Annotated in this window: 20 protein-coding genes; 1 reads left to right on the top strand and 19 read right to left on the bottom strand. The window is 50.2% G+C overall.

Annotation, left to right across the window (positions count from 1 at the left end):
* Nucleotides 1-104: 104 nt before the first annotated feature.
* Nucleotides 105-449 (top strand): hypothetical protein, encoded by a 345-nt coding sequence (locus ACR0QE_RS05775; RefSeq protein WP_432627410.1) that lies wholly within the window; start codon nucleotides 105-107, stop codon nucleotides 447-449.
* Nucleotides 450-459: 10 nt separating this feature from the next.
* Here ACR0QE_RS05775 and ACR0QE_RS05770 read toward each other — a convergent pair whose 3' ends face one another.
* The 19 genes from ACR0QE_RS05770 to cobT all read right to left on the bottom strand — a co-directional run bounded on the left by ACR0QE_RS05770 (nucleotide 460) and on the right by cobT (nucleotide 20,949).
* Entirely contained in the window at nucleotides 460-1,269 is an 810-nt protein-coding gene (locus tag ACR0QE_RS05770; protein WP_432627409.1) for a Cof-type HAD-IIB family hydrolase, read from the bottom strand.
* Between the two features lie 52 nt (nucleotides 1,270-1,321).
* Entirely contained in the window at nucleotides 1,322-2,656 is a 1,335-nt protein-coding gene (locus ACR0QE_RS05765) for an extracellular solute-binding protein (RefSeq protein ID WP_432627408.1), read from the bottom strand.
* A gap of 101 nt (nucleotides 2,657-2,757) precedes the next feature.
* Nucleotides 2,758-3,441, bottom strand: a complete 684-nt coding sequence (locus tag ACR0QE_RS05760) for a response regulator transcription factor (protein WP_432627414.1) — start codon at nucleotides 3,439-3,441, stop codon at nucleotides 2,758-2,760.
* Nucleotides 3,442-3,443: 2 nt separating this feature from the next.
* Nucleotides 3,444-4,826: a sensor histidine kinase gene (locus ACR0QE_RS05755; RefSeq protein WP_432627407.1), complete on the bottom strand. Its 1,383-nt coding sequence runs from the start codon at nucleotides 4,824-4,826 to the stop codon at nucleotides 3,444-3,446.
* Nucleotides 4,804-5,766 (bottom strand): sugar ABC transporter substrate-binding protein, encoded by a 963-nt coding sequence (locus tag ACR0QE_RS05750; RefSeq protein ID WP_432627406.1) that lies wholly within the window; start codon nucleotides 5,764-5,766, stop codon nucleotides 4,804-4,806. The genes ACR0QE_RS05755 and ACR0QE_RS05750 overlap by 23 nt, the downstream gene beginning before the upstream one ends.
* A 220-nt stretch (nucleotides 5,767-5,986) precedes the next feature.
* The gene (locus ACR0QE_RS05745) at nucleotides 5,987-6,298 is read right to left on the bottom strand and encodes a hypothetical protein (RefSeq protein ID WP_432627405.1); all 312 of its coding nucleotides are present in this window, start codon (nucleotides 6,296-6,298) and stop codon (nucleotides 5,987-5,989) included.
* Between the two features lie 263 nt (nucleotides 6,299-6,561).
* Nucleotides 6,562-7,374 (bottom strand): PTS system mannose/fructose/sorbose family transporter subunit IID, encoded by an 813-nt coding sequence (locus ACR0QE_RS05740; protein WP_432627404.1) that lies wholly within the window; start codon nucleotides 7,372-7,374, stop codon nucleotides 6,562-6,564.
* 1 nt (nucleotide 7,375) lies between these two features.
* On the bottom strand, nucleotides 7,376-8,218 hold the full coding sequence (locus ACR0QE_RS05735; protein ID WP_432627403.1) for a PTS mannose/fructose/sorbose/N-acetylgalactosamine transporter subunit IIC: 843 nt from the start codon (nucleotides 8,216-8,218) through the stop codon (nucleotides 7,376-7,378).
* A 49-nt stretch (nucleotides 8,219-8,267) separates the two neighbouring features.
* A complete protein-coding gene (locus ACR0QE_RS05730; protein WP_432627402.1) occupies nucleotides 8,268-8,759 on the bottom strand; it encodes a PTS system mannose/fructose/N-acetylgalactosamine-transporter subunit IIB in 492 nt (163 codons plus the stop codon).
* A gap of 132 nt (nucleotides 8,760-8,891) precedes the next feature.
* Nucleotides 8,892-9,323: a PTS sugar transporter subunit IIA gene (locus ACR0QE_RS05725; RefSeq protein WP_432627401.1), complete on the bottom strand. Its 432-nt coding sequence runs from the start codon at nucleotides 9,321-9,323 to the stop codon at nucleotides 8,892-8,894.
* A 227-nt stretch (nucleotides 9,324-9,550) separates the two neighbouring features.
* Nucleotides 9,551-11,056: a coproporphyrinogen dehydrogenase HemZ gene (gene hemZ, locus ACR0QE_RS05720; protein ID WP_432627400.1), complete on the bottom strand. Its 1,506-nt coding sequence runs from the start codon at nucleotides 11,054-11,056 to the stop codon at nucleotides 9,551-9,553.
* 92 nt (nucleotides 11,057-11,148) lie between these two features.
* The gene (locus ACR0QE_RS05715; RefSeq protein ID WP_432627399.1) at nucleotides 11,149-11,799 is read right to left on the bottom strand and encodes an MBL fold metallo-hydrolase; all 651 of its coding nucleotides are present in this window, start codon (nucleotides 11,797-11,799) and stop codon (nucleotides 11,149-11,151) included.
* Nucleotides 11,800-12,036: 237 nt separating this feature from the next.
* A complete protein-coding gene (locus ACR0QE_RS05710) occupies nucleotides 12,037-14,319 on the bottom strand; it encodes a RelA/SpoT family protein (protein WP_432627398.1) in 2,283 nt (760 codons plus the stop codon).
* A 162-nt stretch (nucleotides 14,320-14,481) separates the two neighbouring features.
* Entirely contained in the window at nucleotides 14,482-15,513 is a 1,032-nt protein-coding gene (locus ACR0QE_RS05705) for an NAD(P)H-dependent amine dehydrogenase family protein (RefSeq protein WP_432627397.1), read from the bottom strand.
* A 149-nt stretch (nucleotides 15,514-15,662) separates the two neighbouring features.
* Nucleotides 15,663-16,505: a MerR family transcriptional regulator gene (locus ACR0QE_RS05700; protein WP_432627396.1), complete on the bottom strand. Its 843-nt coding sequence runs from the start codon at nucleotides 16,503-16,505 to the stop codon at nucleotides 15,663-15,665.
* Between the two features lie 168 nt (nucleotides 16,506-16,673).
* Nucleotides 16,674-17,300 carry a precorrin-8X methylmutase gene (locus tag ACR0QE_RS05695; protein ID WP_432627413.1) on the bottom strand — a complete coding sequence of 209 codons (627 nt, stop codon included), beginning with the start codon at nucleotides 17,298-17,300 and terminating at the stop codon, nucleotides 16,674-16,676.
* 4 nt (nucleotides 17,301-17,304) lie between these two features.
* A complete protein-coding gene (locus ACR0QE_RS05690; RefSeq protein ID WP_432627412.1) occupies nucleotides 17,305-18,960 on the bottom strand; it encodes a cobyric acid synthase in 1,656 nt (551 codons plus the stop codon).
* A gap of 22 nt (nucleotides 18,961-18,982) precedes the next feature.
* Entirely contained in the window at nucleotides 18,983-19,744 is a 762-nt protein-coding gene (gene cobM / locus ACR0QE_RS05685; protein ID WP_432627395.1) for a precorrin-4 C(11)-methyltransferase, read from the bottom strand.
* 131 nt (nucleotides 19,745-19,875) lie between these two features.
* Nucleotides 19,876-20,949: a nicotinate-nucleotide--dimethylbenzimidazole phosphoribosyltransferase gene (cobT, locus tag ACR0QE_RS05680; RefSeq protein WP_432627394.1), complete on the bottom strand. Its 1,074-nt coding sequence runs from the start codon at nucleotides 20,947-20,949 to the stop codon at nucleotides 19,876-19,878.
* Nucleotides 20,950-21,048: the final 99 nt, after the last annotated feature.

The raw sequence follows: 21,048 nt of genomic DNA, 5'->3' as shown, positions 1-21,048 counted from the left end.
CATAAAGTCCATAGCTTATTAAAGTGCGCCTAAAATGTCCGATTATCCATTTTTCATTCCACAAGTCGTGCTCTTCGCGAATTCTTCCTTGTTTTGGTTCAAGGTTGCGAACGAGCACCGCGAGTTTCGCAATTACCTATGAAGAAATAATCGCCGAAAAACATTTAAACCGCGCTGAAATCATCCGCCATTCCCTGATCGACCGCACTTATGCCTATCAGATTCTGAGCGGAATCCGGCTTCCCGGACGGGACAAGGTTCTCGCTCTCGGCATTTCAGCCGGACTCTCTCTCAAAGAGATCCAGAGACTTCTCGAATATTCCGAGCTTGGAATTCTCTACCCGAAATCCGCCCGGGATGCGATTCTGATTTACGGAATTGAACACCACTTTGATGTGATGAAAATAAATGAGCTGTTGGAAGCTCACCAACAGCTCTGTATTCCGTAATATCAATATCTTATCCAAAAATCTCCCGAAGTCCGGCAAGCACGCCCTCCTCATCATTTTTGCAGGTCACAAACGGGGCTGCCTGTCTGACTTCCTCCGGGGCATTTCCCATCGCATAGCCGAATTTGGCAGTTGCAATCATTCCCATATCGCTCTCCCCGTCTCCGAAAGCTCCCGCCTGCTCTGCACTCAGTCCCAACTTCTCACACAGAGTCTCCAGTGCGACGGACTTCTTGACTCCGTTTTCTGTCACCTCAAGATACTCCGCATTCGACGCTGCGACCTGGAGATCCGGAAATACTTCTCTAAGACGGACTGCAAGGCGTTTCATCTGTTCCGGCTCGCCCATCAGCAGAAACTTGTGGATTCCGCCGTCCTCCGCAAAGACCTCCTCAATTTTTCCGATCTCTGCAGAAAATCCCACGATCGCTTCCTCTCTCTGCTCTCTCGGATCCTCCCGGTTATCCACAATCCATTTTTCAAATCCAAATGTATTGCAGCAAACCTCCGGGAATTCTTTCTCGAGAAGCCGTTTGAGCGAAACTGCGGTCGCAAGCGGAATCTGACAGCTGTAAAGCGGTTTTTCATTCTCATCGAGAATCAAGGCACCGCAAAAGCAGATCATCGGCGCATGGTTGCCGATCTTCTTTTTAATCACGCGGACCCCCTCCGGAGAGCGCGCTGAAGTCAGGACAAACGGAATTCCGTCCTTTTCCATCTCAAGGATCATCTCCCTTGTTGCCGGAGTCACCATACCATCCGAGGTAAGGACTGTCCCATCAATATCGCTGAACACAATTTTGCAATCATTCTTTTTCATAATTGTCTCGTCTCCTCTATAATTCTAGTTTTTCTTTTTCTCTTCTCTCTTTTTATCTTGTTTCATTTTTGAGCAAGGTATTGATCTCCCTCTGCAATTTCAGAAGTTTTGTATCCAGTGCCACGCCATCGTCGACCATCTCCTGAATTCGCTGGTCCGCCAGCTCCATCGCATCCTGATATCCGACAAAATGCGGCATCGGCTCCGCAAATTCCATCGCGTCGCGCACAACCGCCATATTGATGTCCTCCGCCTGAATCTGCTCCACCGCCTTGCGGATCACAGGAAGACCGGATGCAGACTCCGGAATCTGGCTCTGCGTCTCGAAATCATAACAAAGCTCTTTTAGAAATTCCCACGCAAGGTTTTCTTTCTTTGTCCGGCTGCTGACTCCCATCAGAAGCGTATCTAAAGCTGTCCGCCCCGAACCTTTTTCCTTTTCGGGCATCGCAACGCAATCCCACTCAAACTCTGAATACTTCTTAATCCGCCACGGATATGGCTTGTACGTCTTATATTCCGCATACGTCATCGGCTGAAATGCGACATTGCCCTGATCAAACTCTTTTGAGGTCACAAGATGCCCCTGATCGAGCGCCCGGAGCGCAATCAGAAAGCTTACCGCCTCCTCAACCTCCTGATCCCCGAAAAATGAGGTCGTTCCTTTTTCATCAAACAGCTCGATTCCGGAGGCACGAATCGCATACTGCCAGTTGTAGTCCAGCACTCCGTACTGGTCAAACTTCCCGTCTTCATTTAAGTCCCGCGTTACCTGTTTGCAGATCTCAAAAAATTCCTCCCAGGTCCAGTTCTCCTTCGGCATCGGAATTCCCGCCCGATCGAGAAGTGTCCGGTTCACAAACATCAGTGTCGGGACACACTCGTAAGGCAGGGCATACTGCCCGTTTCGCGCCGTCCCGCCCGCAAATGCCGCCGGATAGTATTCTCCTTTTGAAAAGTCCGGATCTTCACGAATCTGCCTGTCCAGATTTTTCAAAATATTTAGAGAAATCAGATTCTCCATCTCTCCGTCCGGAATCATGAAAACGTCCGGCTCCTCCCCGAGGAGTACCTGCTCAGACAGCCACTCGATGTAATCTTCCCTGAGCACTCCGCTCGTATACTCGACCTTCACGTTCGGATGTTTCTGTTCAAACCGGGCAATCGCATCATCAATCACCTGATAGCAGTCACCGTTCGGCACATCCCAATAGCTCCCGGCAAACATGCCAAACTTCAACACCAGTGTCTGATTCTTCTTTCTCTGTACTGCCCAGACTCCGGCAAAGAGAATCGCCACAGCCAGAATCCCGATCATTGCGGTGTGAATCTCGACCTTTTCTTTCTTTTTCTTCTCATTTTCCTGTTTTTCTGCCGTCTGCATCATCTGTTTTCTCTTCTCCGTCAATTTCTCGTCGCTTTGCCCTCTTCCCCCGAAAAAATTTTTGAAAGAATTTTTGAAAAAATTTCAGAAAAAATCTAAGCCCGTCACGAAAAATCCTTCTTTGTCACCCCGGTCTGCACAGCCCAGATCGCAAGCTGGGTCCGGTCCCTGAGATCGAGTTTGCCAAGAATCGAACTTAAATTGTTCCGGATCGTTCCCTCTGAGAGATTGAGTGCCGTCGCGATCTCCTTGTTCGATCTGCCATATCCGACCTGCTGGATCACTCTCCACTCCGTCTTGGAAATATCCTCGACGAAACGGCTGTCGACATGAATTCCGTAATCGCCCTGGGCCATCTGAGAAAACAGACGCACGACCTTGACTGCAATATCCGGATTGATCATCGCCTTTCCGCTGTAAACCGTCCGGATCGCCCCGGTCAGCTCCGCCATCGAGACACCTTTGAGCAGGTATCCGCTCGCCCCGTATTTCAGCGCATTGTATACATACTCGTCATCGTCGAACGTCGTCAGGATGATGATCTTGATATCGGGATAATTTTCCTTGATGATCTGTGTGCAGGAAACGCCATCCATCTCCGGCATCCTCACATCCATCAGAATCACATCCGGCTTCTCCCCGCGCACCGCACGGATGACTTCGCGCCCGTCTCCCACCGGCGTCATCACTTCCATGTCCTCATTCGCAGACAGAATAATCTGAAGACTGTCCCGGATCAATGCCTGGTCATCCGCAATCAAAATCTTGATTTTCTCTTTTCCATTCATCATCAGTTTCGTTCCCCCCATCTGATCGGAATATTTGCCACAATCAAAAATCCACTTTCACTGCTGCACTCAAGCGTTCCATTGAGCATCGCAAGACGCTCTCTCATATGTTTCAGGCCAAATCCCGGTTTCACGTCGGGACATCCGCAGCCATTGTCCTTTACGGCAATCGTGAGCCACTGATCGACCTTGCTGATTCCGATATCAATATAGCTCGCCTTTCCATGCCGGATCGCATTCGTCGTCGCCTCCTGAATAACCCGGTAAATCACCTCTTCCTCATCCTCGTGGAAACGGAACGGATGGACCTGATCGTGAAAGACAATCTCTACCTTTGCCGTCTCCCCCATATCTTTGAGCATTTTCTGAATTGCGTCCTCAAGCTCCAGTTTTTCGAGCGCATCCGGGCGAAGGCTGTTCATCGATCTCCGGACATCCGTCATTCCCTCGCGCGCGACCTCTGACACCTTCTCAAGCTGTTTCTTTGCGGCATCCGGCGCAATCTCCATCATCATCACCGCGGCATCCACACCGGCAATGATTCCGGTCAGCGCATGACCAAGGGTATCATGGATCTCTCTCGCAAGCCGGTTTCGCTCCCGGATCTCCGCATTTTTCTCTGCCTCAATCGCATAACTCTTGAGCTTTCTGTTTGCAAGCTCCAGCTGGCCATTCAGAGACTGGATCCGCTCGCGCTCCCGGTATTCTTCCTGAATCACCAGCGCCGTATACCAGATGAAGAGTACAAGATTCGTCGAAACCAGAATACTCCTGACACTTTTTAAGACTGCCTGCATATCCGTCTCAAACACCGCCAGAAAGACATCCCAGGAGATCATCGAAAATCGCTCTCCGACAAGATCAAAATCGAGAATCGTGGACAGGATCACCACGGAGAGTCCAAACATCAGCTTCTGATTTCCGCCGCGCTCTCCGCGCATCATATCCGCTGCCATCACCAGCACAAGTCCGTTGTATGCCAGATTCATGCCTGCTGCCGACGCAATACACGCCACAATCTCCGCCTCAAGAAAAAGCGGGCGAAGCTCCTCCCACTCGCCCTCGCACTTTCGGCTCAGGCTTCCAAAAATCACAAATGCGATATAGCCAAACACCGAAAAACCGATCATCTGCTCCGGCTTCCACGGTCTCACCTTCACGGTTTTTAAAAATTCTCCGGCCTCCATCCGCCCGACGACGCTCCACAGCGCATATGCCATCACACCGCTGACAAAGCAGACCGCGATAAAATTGACAATATAGATTCCGATCTGAAGCTTAGAAATCAGCGACTCCCGCTTTTCTCCCTGCGTCATCTCACGCACACCCACCGGTGCAGCTGTACTCATCCTGTTTCTCTCATCACTGCCATCCATCCGCTCCATATTCCTCCAGATTCTCCTTTGTCACAAGTTCCGTCTGTACGAGAACACGTCTCGGAACATTCTCCCCCTCAGAAAGGCGGTAAATCACATCCGCCGCCTTTCGTCCGATTCTTCTCGGAAACTGTGCCGATGTAGCCGTCATAATCCCCTCAGCAATCATTCCCTTTCCATCCGGAGAGCCATCCACCCCGTAGACGAGGATCTTTCCGTCTCTTCCCTGCTCCTTCAGTGCCGCCATGCTCCCCATCGCCGCCAAATCATTCAGGCACATAATCACATCGGCATCCGGATGCTTTTTCAACAGTTCCTCCGTCGCCGGCATCGCAAGTTCCAGCTGGCCTAAGCAGTCTGCCTCATCGAGAATCTGATACTGCGGAGCATTTGCCAGAAAATCCTTAAACCCCTGAATGCGGTCGATTCCCGATTTTGCCACACTGTGACCGAGCAAAAGAATCTTTGCGCTCTCCCGCGTTTCCATCAGATGTTGTGCACAGAGCTCCCCCGCACGATAATTGTCCGAAATCACCGTACAGCGGACGAGGGACTCATCATAGACATCACTGTCCACGACGATCACCGGAATCCCCGCTTCCTTTGCCTCCTCAAGCGCCGGCTTGATCGCCTTCCAGTCAACCGGATTGATGAAAATTCCAGAGACATTCAGATCCACAAACTCGCGGATCTGGCTGATCTGCTTCTCAACATCGAGTGCCGGATCTCTCGTGAGCAGCATATCCCCGTTTGCCTCAAGCGCATTGCGGATCTCATCGTCAATGATCTCGTAGAACGGATTGTTCATCGTCATATAGGTTGCTCCAAATTTTCTTCCCGCCCGGTAAAACGCAATCGTCTTCCCCGCAAGAATAAAAAATTCAAGTCCCACAACCACCAGAACCATACTGACTGCCGCCATCAGAATTCTCTTTCTGCGCCCGTCCATCTTCCTCTCTCACCCCCTGTTTTCTGCATCTGTCACTTGCCCTCATTTTACCATGACTTCCCGAATTCGGCAATTTTCTGTTTCCATAAATTAGACGAAGGAGTTCGCCAACAATGCTTCAACACACCACCGCAATGCCACAAAAGGCCAGCACACATTTTCATGTGCGCCAGCCTCAATGCCCCAGAGCACGTCTCAAATAATTTCGAGATGCCGGGATTTACAAGTTTTCTGAGATCGGCTGATGAGCAGCCTCCAGAATTTTTTTCACGTTCTCTTTTCCATTTTTTCTTCCGGTCCAGATGACAAGAGCCATCGCGAAGAAACACACAGCCAATATGATTCCAAATACTCCCCTCAGAGTTCCAGCATTCATATAAAATCCGTTCACAGCCAGAATCACTCCGATCACCGCGATCGACAGACACCCTCTCTGCCAGTTTCCAAGGCGTCTTATGGCGTCCATCTGCATCTGCGCTTCCCTGATCAGCATGTTCTGATCCTGTATGGTCTGTGCCGCACCACTGTTCATTGCAATCCCTCCGCTCACTTTCTAAATCGTTTTGATCTCGATTTCCGTTTCGGCTTCTGCATCTGCATCTGAATCTGAATCTAAATCTGAATCCAAGGCGACCTAACCAGATCTGACCTGCCAAAATATCCTTTTTTCACTTTTGCTCTGTCGTTTTCCTGCCTCACTCCAAAAAATATGGGGAATGGGAATGAAGCAGGAACGAAACAGAAATGAGGACAGCACTGGCAATTAACCAGTCGCAAGTAACTATTCTGTGATTCTTAGTAGGACAGACCCGGATCAAAGAATCCAAGAAGTACGCCAACAAATGCGATCACGACCAGAATCAGCATTACCATGGTTGGGGAAATTTTCTTCTTCGTCATCAGCCACCAGCAGAAGATAACGGTTGCTGCGGACAGAAGTTTCGGGTAAATCTGATCGAGTGTGCTCTGAAGGGTGATGATTCCCGGAATCTCAAATGCTGTGGAGATGCTGATCCAGCTCGCTGCCACCGCACCGATTACCATCGTGCCGACCATGATGATCGACTCACGGATTGCCTGCGCCTGCTCACCTACGAGAAGCTCAACGGCTTTACCGCCCATCTCATACCCTTTTGAGTAAGCGAACTTCATTCCGAAGAACATCAATGCGTTCCATACAACGATGTAGAAAATTGCGCCGAGCGGAGAACCGCCGCCGGAAAGTCCAAGTGCAATTCCCAAAAGAATCGGAATCAGGGTTCCCACGATCAGGGAGTCACCGATACCGGCCAGAGGTCCCATCAGACCTGCACGGATACCGTTGATTGTCTCACCGTCGATGCCCTCGCCGTTTGCCTTCGCCTCTTCCAGACCTGCCGTGATGCCGACTACAAGGGTACCGATCTGCGGCTCTGTGTTGAAGAATGCGGAGTAAGTCTTTAAAGCTTCCTTCTGCTCTTCCTTCGTGTCATACAGTTCCTGCACAACCGGAAGCATCGCACACAGATAACCGAAAGTCTGCATGTGCTCCTGGGAGAAGCAGGTCAGGTTGCCGTAAAACCAGGATAAGAAAGATTTATTTAATGTTTTCTTTGAAAGTTTTTTCATCTTATATATCCTCCTCATCATCGTCATAGCTTGCTGCTCCAGCTACTGCCGGACGAACTTTCAGCATCTGGATCTTGTAGTTGATGACTGCAAAGAATCCGCCGATCAGAGCTGCACCGATCAGGTTGACACCCATGCATGCAGCCAGTGTAAATCCAAAGAAGAAGGTCAAAAAGTCCGTTGCCTTTGTGATAACCTGTTTCAGAAGGATTGCAACTCCGACTGCCGGAAGAAGGCTTCCTACGGTGAACAGCGTCTTCATTGCGATTCCATCCATCGGCAGGTAAATCTTCATCAGATCTACCATGCTTGAACCTGCCATCGTGATGATCACGGTCGGAAGGAAGGAGCAGAGGAAATGGGACAGCCACGGAAGACCCATGTCTACGAGATAGAGTTTCTTGAAATCTCCGTCCTCAAGTGCTTTCCAGCCCATATGCTGCCATACCAGGTTTACCGTTGCAGTTCCATAGAAAAGGACAGTTCCGAGGGTTCCTACTGCTGCGCCAAGGGTTGCTGCCATATCCGTTGCCTGCTTGGAAGCCGGATCAATGCCCATTCCCTTGATTGCACAGATTGCAAGAGGAATTCCTATGTAGCTGATCGCACGGACATCGGCGGAAACAGTTCCGCCCGGAGTTACCAGTGCGATGTAGATAACCTGAATTGCTGCGCCCACGATGATTCCGGTCTTCATGTCGCCGAGCACCAGACCAACAACCAGTCCGGCTACAAGCGGACGGCCCAGCGTGTAGTTTCCGAATGTCGTGCCTCCAAGACCCGGCATACTGGAAAGACATGCACAGATACCAAGAATGACTGCCTGAATAAGATTAATTTGCATAAATCAATCCCTGCCTTTCAAAAGATTTTTTCATTTAAAATCCACGTTTTTAGAATCCAAACTGTCCGCGGAACTTTGTCCAGTTTCCGATTGCCTCCTCTTTCAGCAGAGCAAATTCTACGCTGTATCCTTTCTGCATGATTGCCTCGAGAGCCTCTGCCTCTTCCTGAGTGATCGACTGGTTATTTCCCAGCTTTGTTGCGCCCGGACGATCGTTGCACGGTCCGATGATGACAGTCTTCACACCCGGATCAAACCCCTGATCGACAAGAATTTTTTTCATATCTACCGGGTTCTTGGTAATCAGGAAATAGCGGTCCTTGCTGTCGAGCACCTTCTGGCATTTTGCCTTCCACTCCTCCATCGTCCAGACAAAGGTCTTCTTTCCGGAAGCACTCTTGTATGCTGCCTTCAGAACCGGATTGGATGCTGCAAGGTCATTGACTGCGACAAGTCCGTCACACGGGTACTCTAAAGCCCATCTGGTACAGGTCTGTCCATGAATCATACGATCATCTACTCTCACAAAAGATACTGACATAAGTTTTTCCTCCTTAATTCTTGCCCTTAATTCTTGTCCTTTATTTCCCTTATTAATTATTTCGTTTACTTTCCGGCTTAGCTTCTGCATTTCTGATCTTTAACTTCTGATCTTCAGCAGGTGAACGACGCTTTAAATATCATCTTCCTCATCGTCGTCGAGCTTGAGCTCCATCTCCTTGATCGCATCTCTCGATTCTGAGATCAGGCTTGCCTTGAGACTCTCCGTATCAAGTGCATCCTTCATCAGCGTTGCCGTCAGTGCCATCGGAAGATTCATGCCGCCGAAAGCAGTTGTCTTTGCGAGCAGTCCCTTTTTCGTCAGAACATCGAGTGCGGTTGTCAGCGGAGAGCCTCCGATGATGTCCGCAAGCAGGATGATCTCATCGTCCTCCTTGACCGGCTCAATCAGCTTTCCGAAATTCTCCGCAAACTCATCTGCACCCATTCCATCCTGAAGACTCGTGCTCAGGATATCCTCGCGGCCGCCGCCGGCCAGCATATTCAGCACGCTGTGCAGACCCGGTGCAAAGGTTCCATGGCTGACAAGTACGACATATTTCATCTCGTCTTCCCCCTTTTTCTTATCTTTTCATATTTTTTATATTTTTTTCATCTCTGTAATCACATTTTACTAATTTTCCCAATCCAAATCATCTGCACTCTGTCACTTTTTACAAGCACAAAAAAATGACATCTGTCATGTCACCGTGACAAATGTCATTTTCCTCTGATCGTTTTGTTCAAGCCGGCCCCCGGCTTTCTTTTATTTCCTCTACATGGATATTTGCTTTACATGGAGAGAAGTTTCTCCTTGCGCGCAATCATCTCATCGATTCTCTCAATATACTGCTCGACATCCTTGACATTCTCCGCGCGCTCAATCCGGTTCTCCTCCGGGAAGAGGCGCTTTGTCGTCGTTCCGGCTCCACAGGCGATGATCGTCTGCTTCTCTTCCATAATCAGGATGTTGTAGATGCAGGCTTTTCCCGGCAGAGCATATCCGACATTCTCGAAATTTCCAGCCATATTTTTCTGGCGGTACAGATAGTACGGCTCTAAACCGAGGTCACGGGCATATTTCGCCGTGATGTCAATCATCTCCTGCGTGTTTGTAATCTTTAAATCCTTGTAGACTTCCTTCATCGTGTTCAGTCTCGCCGCACGCTTGATCGCAAGGGAATGAACCGTGATGCTGTCCGGAGCAAGCGCCTTGACCGCCTCCATCGTCGCCTGGACATCCTCAAGATTCTCCTCCGGGAGTCCCACAATCAGATCCATGTTGATGTTGTCAAATCCAAGCTCGCGCGCCATCGCAAACCGCTCTTTGACATCCTCGACCGTGTGGCGGCGGCCGATCAGATCAAGGGTCGCCTGCTTCATCGTCTGCGGATTGATCGAGATTCTGGTGATTCCATGGTTTCTCAGCACCTGAAGCTTCTCCCTCGTGATGCTGTCCGGACGGCCTGCCTCAACCGTGAATTCCTGCACATGGGACAGATCGAACGTGTTCTCAATCTTTGTGATCAGACGGTCGAGATCCTCCGGACTCAGGGAAGTCGGGGTACCGCCTCCGAAATAAATCGTCTCTAAGCGGCAGCCGCGCTTCTTCTCTGCAACGTAGTCTAGCTCCTTAAAGAGCGCCTCAAAATACTGGTCCATCTTTTTCTGCCATCTTCCAATCGGATAAGATGTGAAGGAACAGTACAGACACGTCGTCGGGCAGAACGGAATCCCGACATACAGGCTGTATCCATCGCGGTAATCGATGCCTGAGAGAAGTTCTCTCTCCTTCTGCGCAATCTCAATGCTCAGATTGATCTTCTCGTTTCCGGCATAGTACGTCTCCTTCATCTCCCGACGGATCTCATTCTCCTGCTCCCCCGCCTCAAGTTTTGTCAGGGCAATCTTTGTCGGTCGAATTCCGGTCAGCGTTCCCCACGGAAGCTGTTTGCCCGTTCTCTCCATCAAAAGCAGATAGAGACGGCGCTTGATCTTGTTTTTCGTCTCAAAACGGTTGTCATAATCCACTTTGATCGGCTGTTCTCCCTCAATCGCACGGCGCTCCTCGCGCATCTCCGGTTCCAGTTTCATCTCGGAAAAAGCAAAAAACTGCGGTTCTCCGAACGAAATCACATGGAGATCAAACGTCTTCCTGTCCTCCGAGAGAGTTCCCTTCACTGCCAGATTGAGTCCGTCCTGATATTCATGGACAAACGTCTCTCCCGGAAAAAATGCCATCATCAGTTCCCGGATATCCTGCTCGTAAGCATCATCATTCAGTAAAATTCCTATCATCTGTCTACCTCTATACCTCTATCGCTCATTGCTCTAATTGCCTCTGTCCGTCTTTCTTCTATTCACTCACGCCTTCTATTTTCAAGATGACATCAGCGGAAACGGCTGTACGCCACAACCGGATTATATTTCTTCTCGTAACCGATCGTTGTCGGATCCCCGTGTCCCGGGTACACCATCGTGTCATCCGGAAGCACAAAGAGTTTCTCCGTGATGGATTTCACAATCGCCGAGGAGCTTCCGGTCGGGAGATCGGTCCTTCCCAGAGACTCATGGAAGAGTGTATCTCCGCTGATCAGCACCTGCTCGGACTCGAGATAATAGCAGACAGAACCTGCCGTGTGTCCCGGCGTTGCAAGCACTTTCCAGTCATATCCGATCAGATGAAGCACCTGTCCATCGCGCAGAAGTTCATCCGCACTCAGCTCCATGCGCTCTGTTCCGAGCGTTCCGGAGAGGTTCATCGAGGAATCGCCGAGCAGGCGCTCCTCATCCATGTGCGCATAGATCTTGCAGCGGAACGCACGGCGGATGTCTGCTGCCGCCAGAATGTGGTCAAAATGACCATGCGTCAGAAGAATCGCCGCCGGCTCCACACCGAGCTCCCTGCATTTGTTCAGCAGAAATGCCGCATTGTCCGCCGGATCCACGATCACCGCTTCCTTTTTTCCCTCATGGTAAATGATATAACAGTTCGTGCTGACTCCACCCAGCACATAGGTCTTTATGCGAAAATCGCTCATCTCGTTCCCAGCTCCTTTTCTGTTTTCCCGTTTTCTCTTCGTACTCTTTTTTTCGTCTTTTTCTTATCTTCTTTTCTTTGCTTATTTTCTTATCTTTTTTTCTTTTTTAACCTTTTTATCCTTTTCCCGCCTGTCATCTGAAGCACCGGGATTTTGCGTCTCATCCCCGCAGAGATGCAGCAAAAGAATGTTATGGCAAAAAGACTTTACAACTTTACAGTAAAAGAACTGCGGTGATTAACCCGCAGTTCTCTCAATATCAAGAACGCCCTCGATCTGGCGCAATTTATCGATCAGACGGTTCAGTTCCTCAACTCCGTGGATGTCAAATGTCATCACGATCGTTGCCTTGCCCTGCTTGCTCGTCCGCACGTTCATCGAGGTGATGTCAATCTGGCGCTCCGTAAATACCTTGGAGATGTCGACAAACATTCCGATTCGATTGTTTGCGTAAATCTGAATCTCGGTCGAGTACTTCTCCTTGCCCTCATCACTCTCCGGCTGCTGCCACTCTGCATCCATCAGACGCGCTCTCTCATCTTCCGGAAGGTTGATGATGTTGATGCAGTCTGTGCGGTGAATCGAGACGCCTCGTCCACGGGTGACAAACCCGACAATCTCATCGCCCGGCACCGGGCTGCAACAGCGCGAGAAACGAACGGAAAGGTCGTGAACACCCTTGACGACAATTCCACTCTTGGACTTCTTCGTGGATGTCGGAGCCTTGGAATCCGACTCTGCAAGCGTGTCGAGAACCGTCTTGTCCGTGATCTCTTTTTTCTTTTTCTTCGCCCGCTCCTCAAGCATCTTGTTGATGACCTGACCCTCTTTCAGACCGCCGTGTCCGATCGAAGCCAGCACCGAATCCCAGTCCTTGAACGCGTAACGCGTCATGACTTTCTCCTGAAATTCCGGCTTGTTGATGTCCGGATAATTAATGCCCTTTGCCTTGCAGTAGCGGTCAATCAGCTCACGGCCGCGGACGATATTGTCCTCCTTGAGCTCGTTCTTAAACCACTGATTGATCTTATTTTTCGCCTGTGTGCTCTTTACGAGGGAGAGCCAGTCCCGGCTCGGTCCCTTGGAGTTCTGCGATGTGATGATGTCGATCTGGTCACCATTCTGGATCACATAGTCGATGTTGACGAGTTTTCCATTGACACGCGCTCCGACCATCTTGTTGCCGACCGCACTGTGAATCGAGTAGGCAAAGTCAATCGGGGTCGATCCGCTCGGCAGCGTCTTGACATCTCCGGTCGGGGTGAAACAGTACACACTGTCGGAGAAGAGGTCAAGGTCGCCCTTTACCATGCTGAGGAATTCTTTTGAATCATCTGTATCACGCTGCCACTCCAGAATCTGGCGAAGCCATGACAGCTTTGCCTCCTCGTCTCCGGCAGCAATCTTTCCGCTTCCGCTCTCTTTATACTTCCAGTGAGCCGCAATACCGTACTCAGCAGTCCGGTGCATGTCATAGGTGCGGATCTGAATCTCAAACGGCTGTCCGGTATTTCCGATCAGCGTCGTGTGAAGAGACTGGTACATATTCGGCTTCGGCATCGCGATGTAATCTTTAAATCTTCCCGGAATCGGCTTATACATCTCATGGATGACACCGAGTGCCGCATAACAGTCTTTCACGCTGTCAACCAGAATTCGCACTGCAAACAGATCATAGATCTGATCGAGGGTCTTGTTCTGATTGACCATCTTTTTGTAAATACTGAAGAAGTGCTTCACGCGTCCGGCAACTGTCGCCTCGATTCCGGCCTCCTTCATATGTGCCTGAACCTCGTCCACGATCTCCTGGACAAACGCTTCCCTCGAGTCTTTGCGGAGGTTGACCTTCTCCACAAGATCAAAGTATACATCCGGTTTCAGGAAACGGAAGGAGAGGTCATCGAGCTCAATCTTGATCTTGGAAATACCGAGACGATCGGCAATCGGAGCATAGATCTCAAGCGTCTCTCTCGCCTTCTCTTTCTGTTTCTCCGGCTTCCAGTACTGTCCGGTTCTCATATTGTGCAGACGATCGGCGAGCTTTACGATGATTACACGGATATCCTTTGCCATCGCAAGGAACATCTTCCGCAGGTTCTCTGCCTGAATCTCCACCTTATCCTTATCCCATGACAGCTGTGTCAGCTTTGTTACTCCATCTACGAGGAATGCCACCTCTGAGTTAAACTCTTTCGTGAGCTCATCGAGCGTCATCGCCGTATCTTCCACGACATCGTGAAGCAGGCCTGCTGCGATCGTCTCCTTATCCATCTCCAGATCAGCGAGAATGATCGCAACACAAAGCGGGTGAATGATGTACGGTTCACCCGATTTCCGTTTCTGTCCTTCATGGGCCTCGTCTGCCACCCTGTATGCTTTCTCAATCATCGAAATGTCATCGGACGGATGATATCTGCGGATGGTGCGGACTAGGTCCTTGTACAATTCCTCCGGGCTCGTAAAATCTGCCGGATCCTCCAGTTCTCTCTCAACCTTCTTTGCTGCTTCTTCGTTTGCCATGGGAAAGCCACCTCTTCTGCGCATAAGTTATTATGTATTATAATTATTTTTGTCAAAAAAAGCAAGGGGGAATAAAAAGGGGCGGGGCGCCTCTGCTCATTTGCAGCTGCGCTCCGCCCCACACGATCATTTCTTTCTATAATTTATTATTTACACTTATCTCTACTTATTAAGATAAAATTCCATCGGATAAGTCGGGTATGCGATCTCCTCGAGCTGATCCATCGTCACAAGTCCTGCCGGTGCGCGCAGCACTGCCGGAATTCTGTTCACAATCGTTGCACAGGTGTGCTCTACGGTTGCCGGTTTCACAACATGGAACTCGGTATCCGGCTCGCCCGTGATCTTCCAGTCACACATATCTCCGTCATCCGGTCCGTATACCTTGCCGATACACTGAGTCTCGATCACCGGTCCCTGGAACGTCTCTGTCGTCACAACTGCTGCCATTCCGATACAGTTTCCTTTCGGAATCGTCGTTCCCATCGTGGAGGAGTACAGATCGCTGTCATGGAAATACGGAACACATTTCTGCGTCTGGCTCTTGATCGTCCATCCCATCTTCGATGCGAGTGCCTCATTTGAGTTCCATACATAGGACGGCTCAATCTCTTCCGGATGTGCAATCTGTTTCTCAAACTCTTCCGGTGTCAGTCCAACGCCGTGTGCCTTTGCAAGTGCAAGACCATAATCTTCTACGTTGTAGCTGACTGCACCCTCGATCTTCTCGATCTTGTGGCATCCGCCTGCTACCATTCCTACCATATTTACCCAGAAGATATCTTCCATACCGCTTCCGACGAAAGTACAGCCATTCTCTTTCGCGGTCACATCGAGAAGATTTGCGCGGACAGCATCGGTCGTCCAGCAGTATGTAGCCTCCTCACACGTTGTGATCACACTGATTCCTCTCGTCAGACATTTCATATAGTGATCGAAACAGTCACTGACAAGGCTGAACAGAGTGACAACCGCGATATCTGCATCGCACTCATCAAGCACCTTGTCGGCATCGTTGCTGATCAGGATTCCCGTCTTCACGCCGATTCCCGCATAATCGCCCACATCCATGCCTACGATCGCCGGATTGTTATCGATAGCTCCCACGATCTGGCATCCGGTTTCATACAGATAACGCAGAATGTATTTGCTCATCTTTCCACAGCCATACTGAACCACTTTAATCTTTTCCATATAGAAACCTCCTTCTACGTTCTACGGGCACGACAGGAAATTCTCCGTTTTGTTTGCCCCTGTCGCTTTGTTATTTATTTATCATACCCATAGTATAAGGTCTCATGTCACTTGATGGTCAACTGTGTATTATAGCCAAATATTTCCCGCTATTTTGTGAAATTTACCGGAACCTGAAGGCGGAGAAACATCGATCGTTTTTCCGTGTCAAACACGTTGAATTCCGTCATCGTCTCGCAGATGTAATCCCCGGCAACCTCATATCCCTGTTCCCGGCAATAGTTGAGCAGTCTCGCAGCAAATTCCTGCTCATCGCCAAACTCATCGAGATACACGCAGGCATACATCCCGTTCTCGATCGTCTCCACCTCATTCCGAAGCGGAAAATGCTCGTCCACGAAGACAAAAATCTTGTTTGAGACGAAGCGCTGTCTCAGAAAATTCTCTTTTTTCAGCAAAGTTCCGGCATTGCAATAGTACACCGGCGGAACATTGTGCTCTAAGAGTTTCATTTTCAACTTTTTCAAAATAACCTCGTAAGTGTCAATGTCATGGTCATAAAAGTTGAGATCTGTCTCCATTCCGTAAATTTTTCTCGGGCGGATATACTCTAAAGTGAAGGTTCCTCGCTTCGGAGACTTCCGGTAGCGCTCCATGCTCTCGATCGCCCGGTCAATCGCGTCCCTCTGCACCTTTCTCTGCTCGATTTCCTCGATTGTCTGCTCCCGTTTTTTTATCAGAATCGCCTCGATCTTGTGCAGATCCTCCGAGGCAAGCACTTCCTGGATCTCTTTTAATTCCATCCCGAGTTCCTTCATGTACTGAATCATGTCCAGCCTTGCATTCTGGCGAATATCATAGTAGCGGTAATGCGTGTTCGGATCGGTGTAACACGGGCGCAGAAGTCCCACAGAATCATAAAAACGAAGCGTCGGAACCGAAATGTTGTTGATTTTTGCCATCTCTCCAATACTCAAATATTTGTAAGCCATCCGCCATTCCCCTTTCTTTTTCTGCTTTTTCAGACCTCTTCAGACACCCGCTCACCATATAAAACACCAGACACGATATGCCAGAAAAACTCTCATGTAACTTGAGAGTTTTGCATTTTTATTCGTTTATTCACAAACAAGAATTCACGTCGACACCCGCAGAAACTCTCATCTTGTTCCCTCGATCTGATACATGAGTGCATTACAGATCGCAGCCACGATGTTGCTTCCGCCCTTTCTTCCTCTCGCCACAATGCACGGAACGTCAAGATCACAGATCAGCTCTTTCGATTCCACGACATTGACAAATCCAACCGGGGCCCCGATGATAAATGCCGGAGAAATTTTTCCCTCCTGAATCATCTCGTAGAGACGAATCAGAGCAGTCGGCGCATTTCCAATCGCAAAGATCACCGGTCCTTCCAGTTTTGCCGCATATTCCATGCTGACAACTGCCCGGGTCACTCCTCTCTCCTTCGCCTCTTTTGCGACATCCGGATCTGCCATAAAACAGCGGACATTCGCATGAAGTGCCGTCAGCGCGCGCTTATTGATACCGGCTGCACCCATGTTGGTATCCGTCACAATCGTCGCACCCGACTTTAAGATCTCGATCGCCCGCTCAACGGCATGATCCGAAAAATACAGATTTTTGGCATAATCAAAATCCGCAGAAGTGTGAATACATCTCTTCACGACGAGGAGTTCTCCCGGTGTCCAGTCTCCTTTTGGCATCTCCGACTCGATGATCTGCATGCTTCTCGCCTCGATCTCCGCCGGTTTCACCCATTCCATCTGTTCAAACACGTCTCTGTCCGTCCTTTCCTTTCTGCTTTGGTCCTTCAAGTCCCATCATCCGGTAAATCGCCTTCATATCGAGGGATTCGCGGACGAGGTCGGCGAGCTTGTCATACTGGCGCTGTTTATAAGCCTCCTGACTCTCCATCGTCGCCTCAAGGGAGATTCCCTTTTTCTCCGCAAGTCTTTCAAGAAGAGCCGCCGTCAGTTCCTCATTGTCAAAGAGTCCATGCAGATAGGTGCCGAGCACCAGTCCATCCTCGCGCTCAAGTCCCTCCCAGCTCTGATGGGCTATGATTTGAGAGGTCTTGCCATGATCATCCTGAGTTCTTTCAAAAACCGGCTCTGCCTTCCCGGTCAGTTCTGTAATTCCCATATGAATCTCATATCCGGTGATTCTCGCTCCCACAGCACATTTTTCAAACATTCCCGTGTTCCTTTGAAGAACAACTTCCGTCTGGCCACGCGTTTTTCTCTGTTCAAACACGGTCCGCGCCGGAAGCAGTCCCATTCCGCGGATCCTTCTTCCTTCCTCGCCCTCGACTCCGTCCGGATCGGAAAGCTGCTCGCCAAGCATCTGATATCCTCCACAGATTCCAATGACCGGGACATGATCAAACTCAGTCTTTCTGAGGATTGCCGGCTCGAATCCGCTCTCCCTCAGCCAGATCAGATCCGAGATCGTGTTCTTTGTTCCCGGAAGCAGAATCAGATCCGGATTTCCAAGCTGGGAAACCCTCTCGACATAGCGCAGTTCAACTCCCAGATGGCGCTCAAGCGCATTGAAATCCGTGAAATTGGAGATGTGCGGCAGGCGGATCACAGCCAGATCAAGTGCATTTCTCACGACCTCTTCTTCACCGCTGCCATCTGCTGTGTCCGCTGTGCCGCTGCCATTTTCCGCTCCCGTCCTCGTCAGGCGGTCAGAGAGACTGTCCTCATCATCAAGGTCGATCTGCTCCATCGGAATCACACCGATCACCGGAATGTGGAGCCGCTCCTCAATCATCCGAAGTCCCGGCTCAAGGATTTTCTTGTCACCGCGGAACTTGTTGATCACAAGACCTTTGATCCGCGCCTGCTCCTTCGGTTCGAGCAGACTGACCGTCCCATAGAGCGAGGCAAACACACCCCCGCGGTCGATATCCCCGACAAGGATGACCGGCGCGTCGACAAGCTCTGCAAGTCCCATGTTCACAATGTCATTGTCTCTCAAGTTGATCTCAGCCGGACTTCCCGCGCCCTCGATCACGATCGCATCAAATTCCTCCTCGAGAGTCTCAAAGGCCTTCTTCACTGCCGGAATGAACTCCGGTTTTCTCCGGTAATAATCCATCGCGCGGAGATTCCCGTAGACCTCCCCATTCACAATTACCTGACTTCCCATCTGGCTCGTCGGCTTTAAGAGAATCGGGTTCATCTCGACTGTCGGCTCAATCCCCGCTGCCTCCGCCTGCATCGCCTGCGCGCGCCCGATCTCAAGTCCGTCTTTTGTGATGTAAGAGTTCAGCGCCATATTCTGGGACTTAAACGGTGCCGTGCGGTATCCATCCTGCTTTAAGACTCTGCACAGACCCGCGGCAAGAAAACTCTTTCCGGAATTCGACATCGTTCCCTGAACCATGATTTTCTTTGCGGGACTCTTCTTCCCAGCCATGTCATTTCCCGTTCTGTTTTTCTCAGTCACGCTTTTTTGCCTCCCGGAATTCATGTGTAAAGTTTTCATCATACAATTTTGAGAGTGCAAAATCATCTCCAAGGAATCTTCCGACAAGAACAAGGGCAGTCTTGCGGATTCCCGCCGCCTTCACTTTCCCATCAATGTCGCAGAGTGTTCCCCTGACAATCTTCTGATCCGGCCAGGAAGCCTTGTATACAACTGCTGTCTCGGTGTTCTCCGGATAGCCGCCCTCCATCAGCCGCTTTACAAGCTGATCGAGCTGACCGACACTCAAGAAAATCGCCATTGTCGCCTGATGCGATGCAAGCGATTCGATTTTTTCCCTCTCCGGCACCGGGGTACGTCCCTCCATTCTCGTAAGGATCACTGTCTGGCTGACCTCCGGAAGCGTGTACTCGCGCTTGAGGGCTGCCGCTGCCGCAAGAAAAGAGCTGACTCCCGGAATCACCTCATATGCGATTCCAAGCTCATCGAGACGCACCATCTGCTCACGGTGCGCTCCGTAAATCGACGGATCCCCGGTATGCACGCGTGCCACCTGTTTGCCCTCTGCCTGCGCCTTCTTCATCACTTCAATCACTTCCGGAAGCGTCATTGTTGCACTGTTGTAGATTTTTGCAGCCGGTTTTGCGCCTGCAAGTACCTCGGGATTCACCAGAGATCCCGCATAGATAATCACATCGGATTCCTCAATCAGACGCTTTCCTTTCACCGTAATCAACTCCGGATCTCCCGGTCCCGCTCCGATAAAATAGACCATTTCTCAACCGTCCTTTCCTTCACTTATTGTTTATGGATTTATGATCCTTGTTCACGATCTTTGTTTACGATTTTTGTTTACGATTTTTATTTGCAATTCCCATTTTCTGTTTTTGGGGATTCACAGTTTTGTTACAGCTTTTCATACGCCTTCACATGAATATCCTCAAAAGTGCTGTTTTCCCTGTAAACTTCCCATGCCATGTCGAGAAGAGGAAAGAGCATCACGGCTCCCGTTCCCTCTCCGAGCGCCAGCTCCGCATGGATCACAGGCTCAAGATCCAGCTTTTCAAAAATGCGGGCACAGGCCGGTTCTTTTCCGAGATGGGACGGAATCAGATAGGATACCGTCTCCGGGCAGATTGCCGTGGCGAGAAGCGCTGCCACCTCCGAGATGATTCCGTCAAGAACGATCGGAATTCTCGAGATTGCACCACCGAGCATGAGTCCCGCCATTCCCGCAATATCAAATCCACCGAGTGCGGCGAGCACACCGACCGGATCTGCTGCGCTTGGATGATGGAGCGCAATTCCCCGCCGGATCGCATCGATCTTTCTCGTGAGTCCCTCATCTGAGAGACCTGCACCCTTTCCGGTCACCGTCTCCGGATCCACTCCAAGCATCACACTCGCAATCGCACTCGATGTCGTCGTGTTTCCGATTCCCATCTCTCCAACTGCCAGAACATCATATCCGGCATCTTTGAGTTCTCCGGCGAGTGCAATTCCATTGTGAATCGCCTCAAGCGCCTGTTCCCTCGTCATTGCCATCTCCCGGCAGAAATTCTTTGTGCCGAAATCGACTTTCATCTTCCGGATCCCCGGTTCGTGAAGTTCTCCCGCAACTCCCATGTCGACCGGAAGTACCTCCGCACCTGCCGTTGACGCCATTCGATTCACACTCGCAATTCCGCGGGCAAAGTTCTCCGTCACAATCGCTGTCACACTGTTGTCTGTCTGGCTCACACCCTCCTCGACAACTCCGTTATCCGCACAGAACACGACAACAGCCTTGCGATCTAAAGAAATATTCTCTGTTCTCTGGATTCCCGCAATCTGTCTTAAAATAGCCTCAAAACGTCCGAGACCATTTAACGGCTTTGCAATCCCGTCCCAGTGACGGACTGCCGCCTCCATCGCCTCCTCACTCAGGGGGCGCACCTGCCTGCAAAGGCAATCCAACTGTCTCTGATAATACTCTTCCATCAATTGTCTTTCACCCTTCTGTTTCGTAATCCCTGATTGATCTGATCCGTTGATCCATCTCACACGCTCAGCTCACATCTTCTGCCCTCATATCCGTCC

It is taken from the genome of Brotaphodocola sp. (assembly GCF_050873065.1).
In the GTDB taxonomy this organism is placed as follows: Bacteria; Bacillota; Clostridia; order Lachnospirales; family Lachnospiraceae; genus Brotaphodocola.
This window is presented reverse-complemented; position numbering and strand designations above follow the sequence as displayed.

Excerpts from the sequence above, each read along its gene's own strand:
- ACR0QE_RS05765 (WP_432627408.1), bottom strand. The coding sequence starts at position 2,656 with ATGATGCAGACGGCAGAAAAACAGGAAAATGAGAAGAAAAAGAAAGAA.
- ACR0QE_RS05690 (WP_432627412.1), bottom strand. The coding sequence starts at position 18,960 with ATGGCTGGGAAGAAGAGTCCCGCAAAGAAAATCATGGTTCAGGGAACG.
- ACR0QE_RS05750 (WP_432627406.1), bottom strand. The coding sequence starts at position 5,766 with ATGGACGGGCGCAGAAAGAGAATTCTGATGGCGGCAGTCAGTATGGTT.
- ACR0QE_RS05710 (WP_432627398.1), bottom strand. The coding sequence starts at position 14,319 with ATGGCAAACGAAGAAGCAGCAAAGAAGGTTGAGAGAGAACTGGAGGAT.
- ACR0QE_RS05770 (WP_432627409.1), bottom strand. The coding sequence starts at position 1,269 with ATGAAAAAGAATGATTGCAAAATTGTGTTCAGCGATATTGATGGGACA.
- hemZ (WP_432627400.1), bottom strand. The coding sequence starts at position 11,056 with ATGATAGGAATTTTACTGAATGATGATGCTTACGAGCAGGATATCCGG.
- ACR0QE_RS05695 (WP_432627413.1), bottom strand. The coding sequence starts at position 17,300 with ATGGAATGGGTGAAACCGGCGGAGATCGAGGCGAGAAGCATGCAGATC.
- ACR0QE_RS05735 (WP_432627403.1), bottom strand. The coding sequence starts at position 8,218 with ATGCAAATTAATCTTATTCAGGCAGTCATTCTTGGTATCTGTGCATGT.
- ACR0QE_RS05725 (WP_432627401.1), bottom strand. The coding sequence starts at position 9,323 with ATGAAATATGTCGTACTTGTCAGCCATGGAACCTTTGCACCGGGTCTG.
- ACR0QE_RS05740 (WP_432627404.1), bottom strand. The coding sequence starts at position 7,374 with ATGAAAAAACTTTCAAAGAAAACATTAAATAAATCTTTCTTATCCTGG.
- ACR0QE_RS05760 (WP_432627414.1), bottom strand. The coding sequence starts at position 3,441 with ATGAATGGAAAAGAGAAAATCAAGATTTTGATTGCGGATGACCAGGCA.
- cobM (WP_432627395.1), bottom strand. The coding sequence starts at position 19,744 with ATGGTCTATTTTATCGGAGCGGGACCGGGAGATCCGGAGTTGATTACG.
- ACR0QE_RS05745 (WP_432627405.1), bottom strand. The coding sequence starts at position 6,298 with ATGAACAGTGGTGCGGCACAGACCATACAGGATCAGAACATGCTGATC.
- ACR0QE_RS05755 (WP_432627407.1), bottom strand. The coding sequence starts at position 4,826 with ATGGAGCGGATGGATGGCAGTGATGAGAGAAACAGGATGAGTACAGCT.
- ACR0QE_RS05700 (WP_432627396.1), bottom strand. The coding sequence starts at position 16,505 with ATGGCTTACAAATATTTGAGTATTGGAGAGATGGCAAAAATCAACAAC.
- ACR0QE_RS05705 (WP_432627397.1), bottom strand. The coding sequence starts at position 15,513 with ATGGAAAAGATTAAAGTGGTTCAGTATGGCTGTGGAAAGATGAGCAAA.
- cobT (WP_432627394.1), bottom strand. The coding sequence starts at position 20,949 with ATGGAAGAGTATTATCAGAGACAGTTGGATTGCCTTTGCAGGCAGGTG.
- ACR0QE_RS05715 (WP_432627399.1), bottom strand. The coding sequence starts at position 11,799 with ATGAGCGATTTTCGCATAAAGACCTATGTGCTGGGTGGAGTCAGCACG.
- ACR0QE_RS05730 (WP_432627402.1), bottom strand. The coding sequence starts at position 8,759 with ATGTCAGTATCTTTTGTGAGAGTAGATGATCGTATGATTCATGGACAG.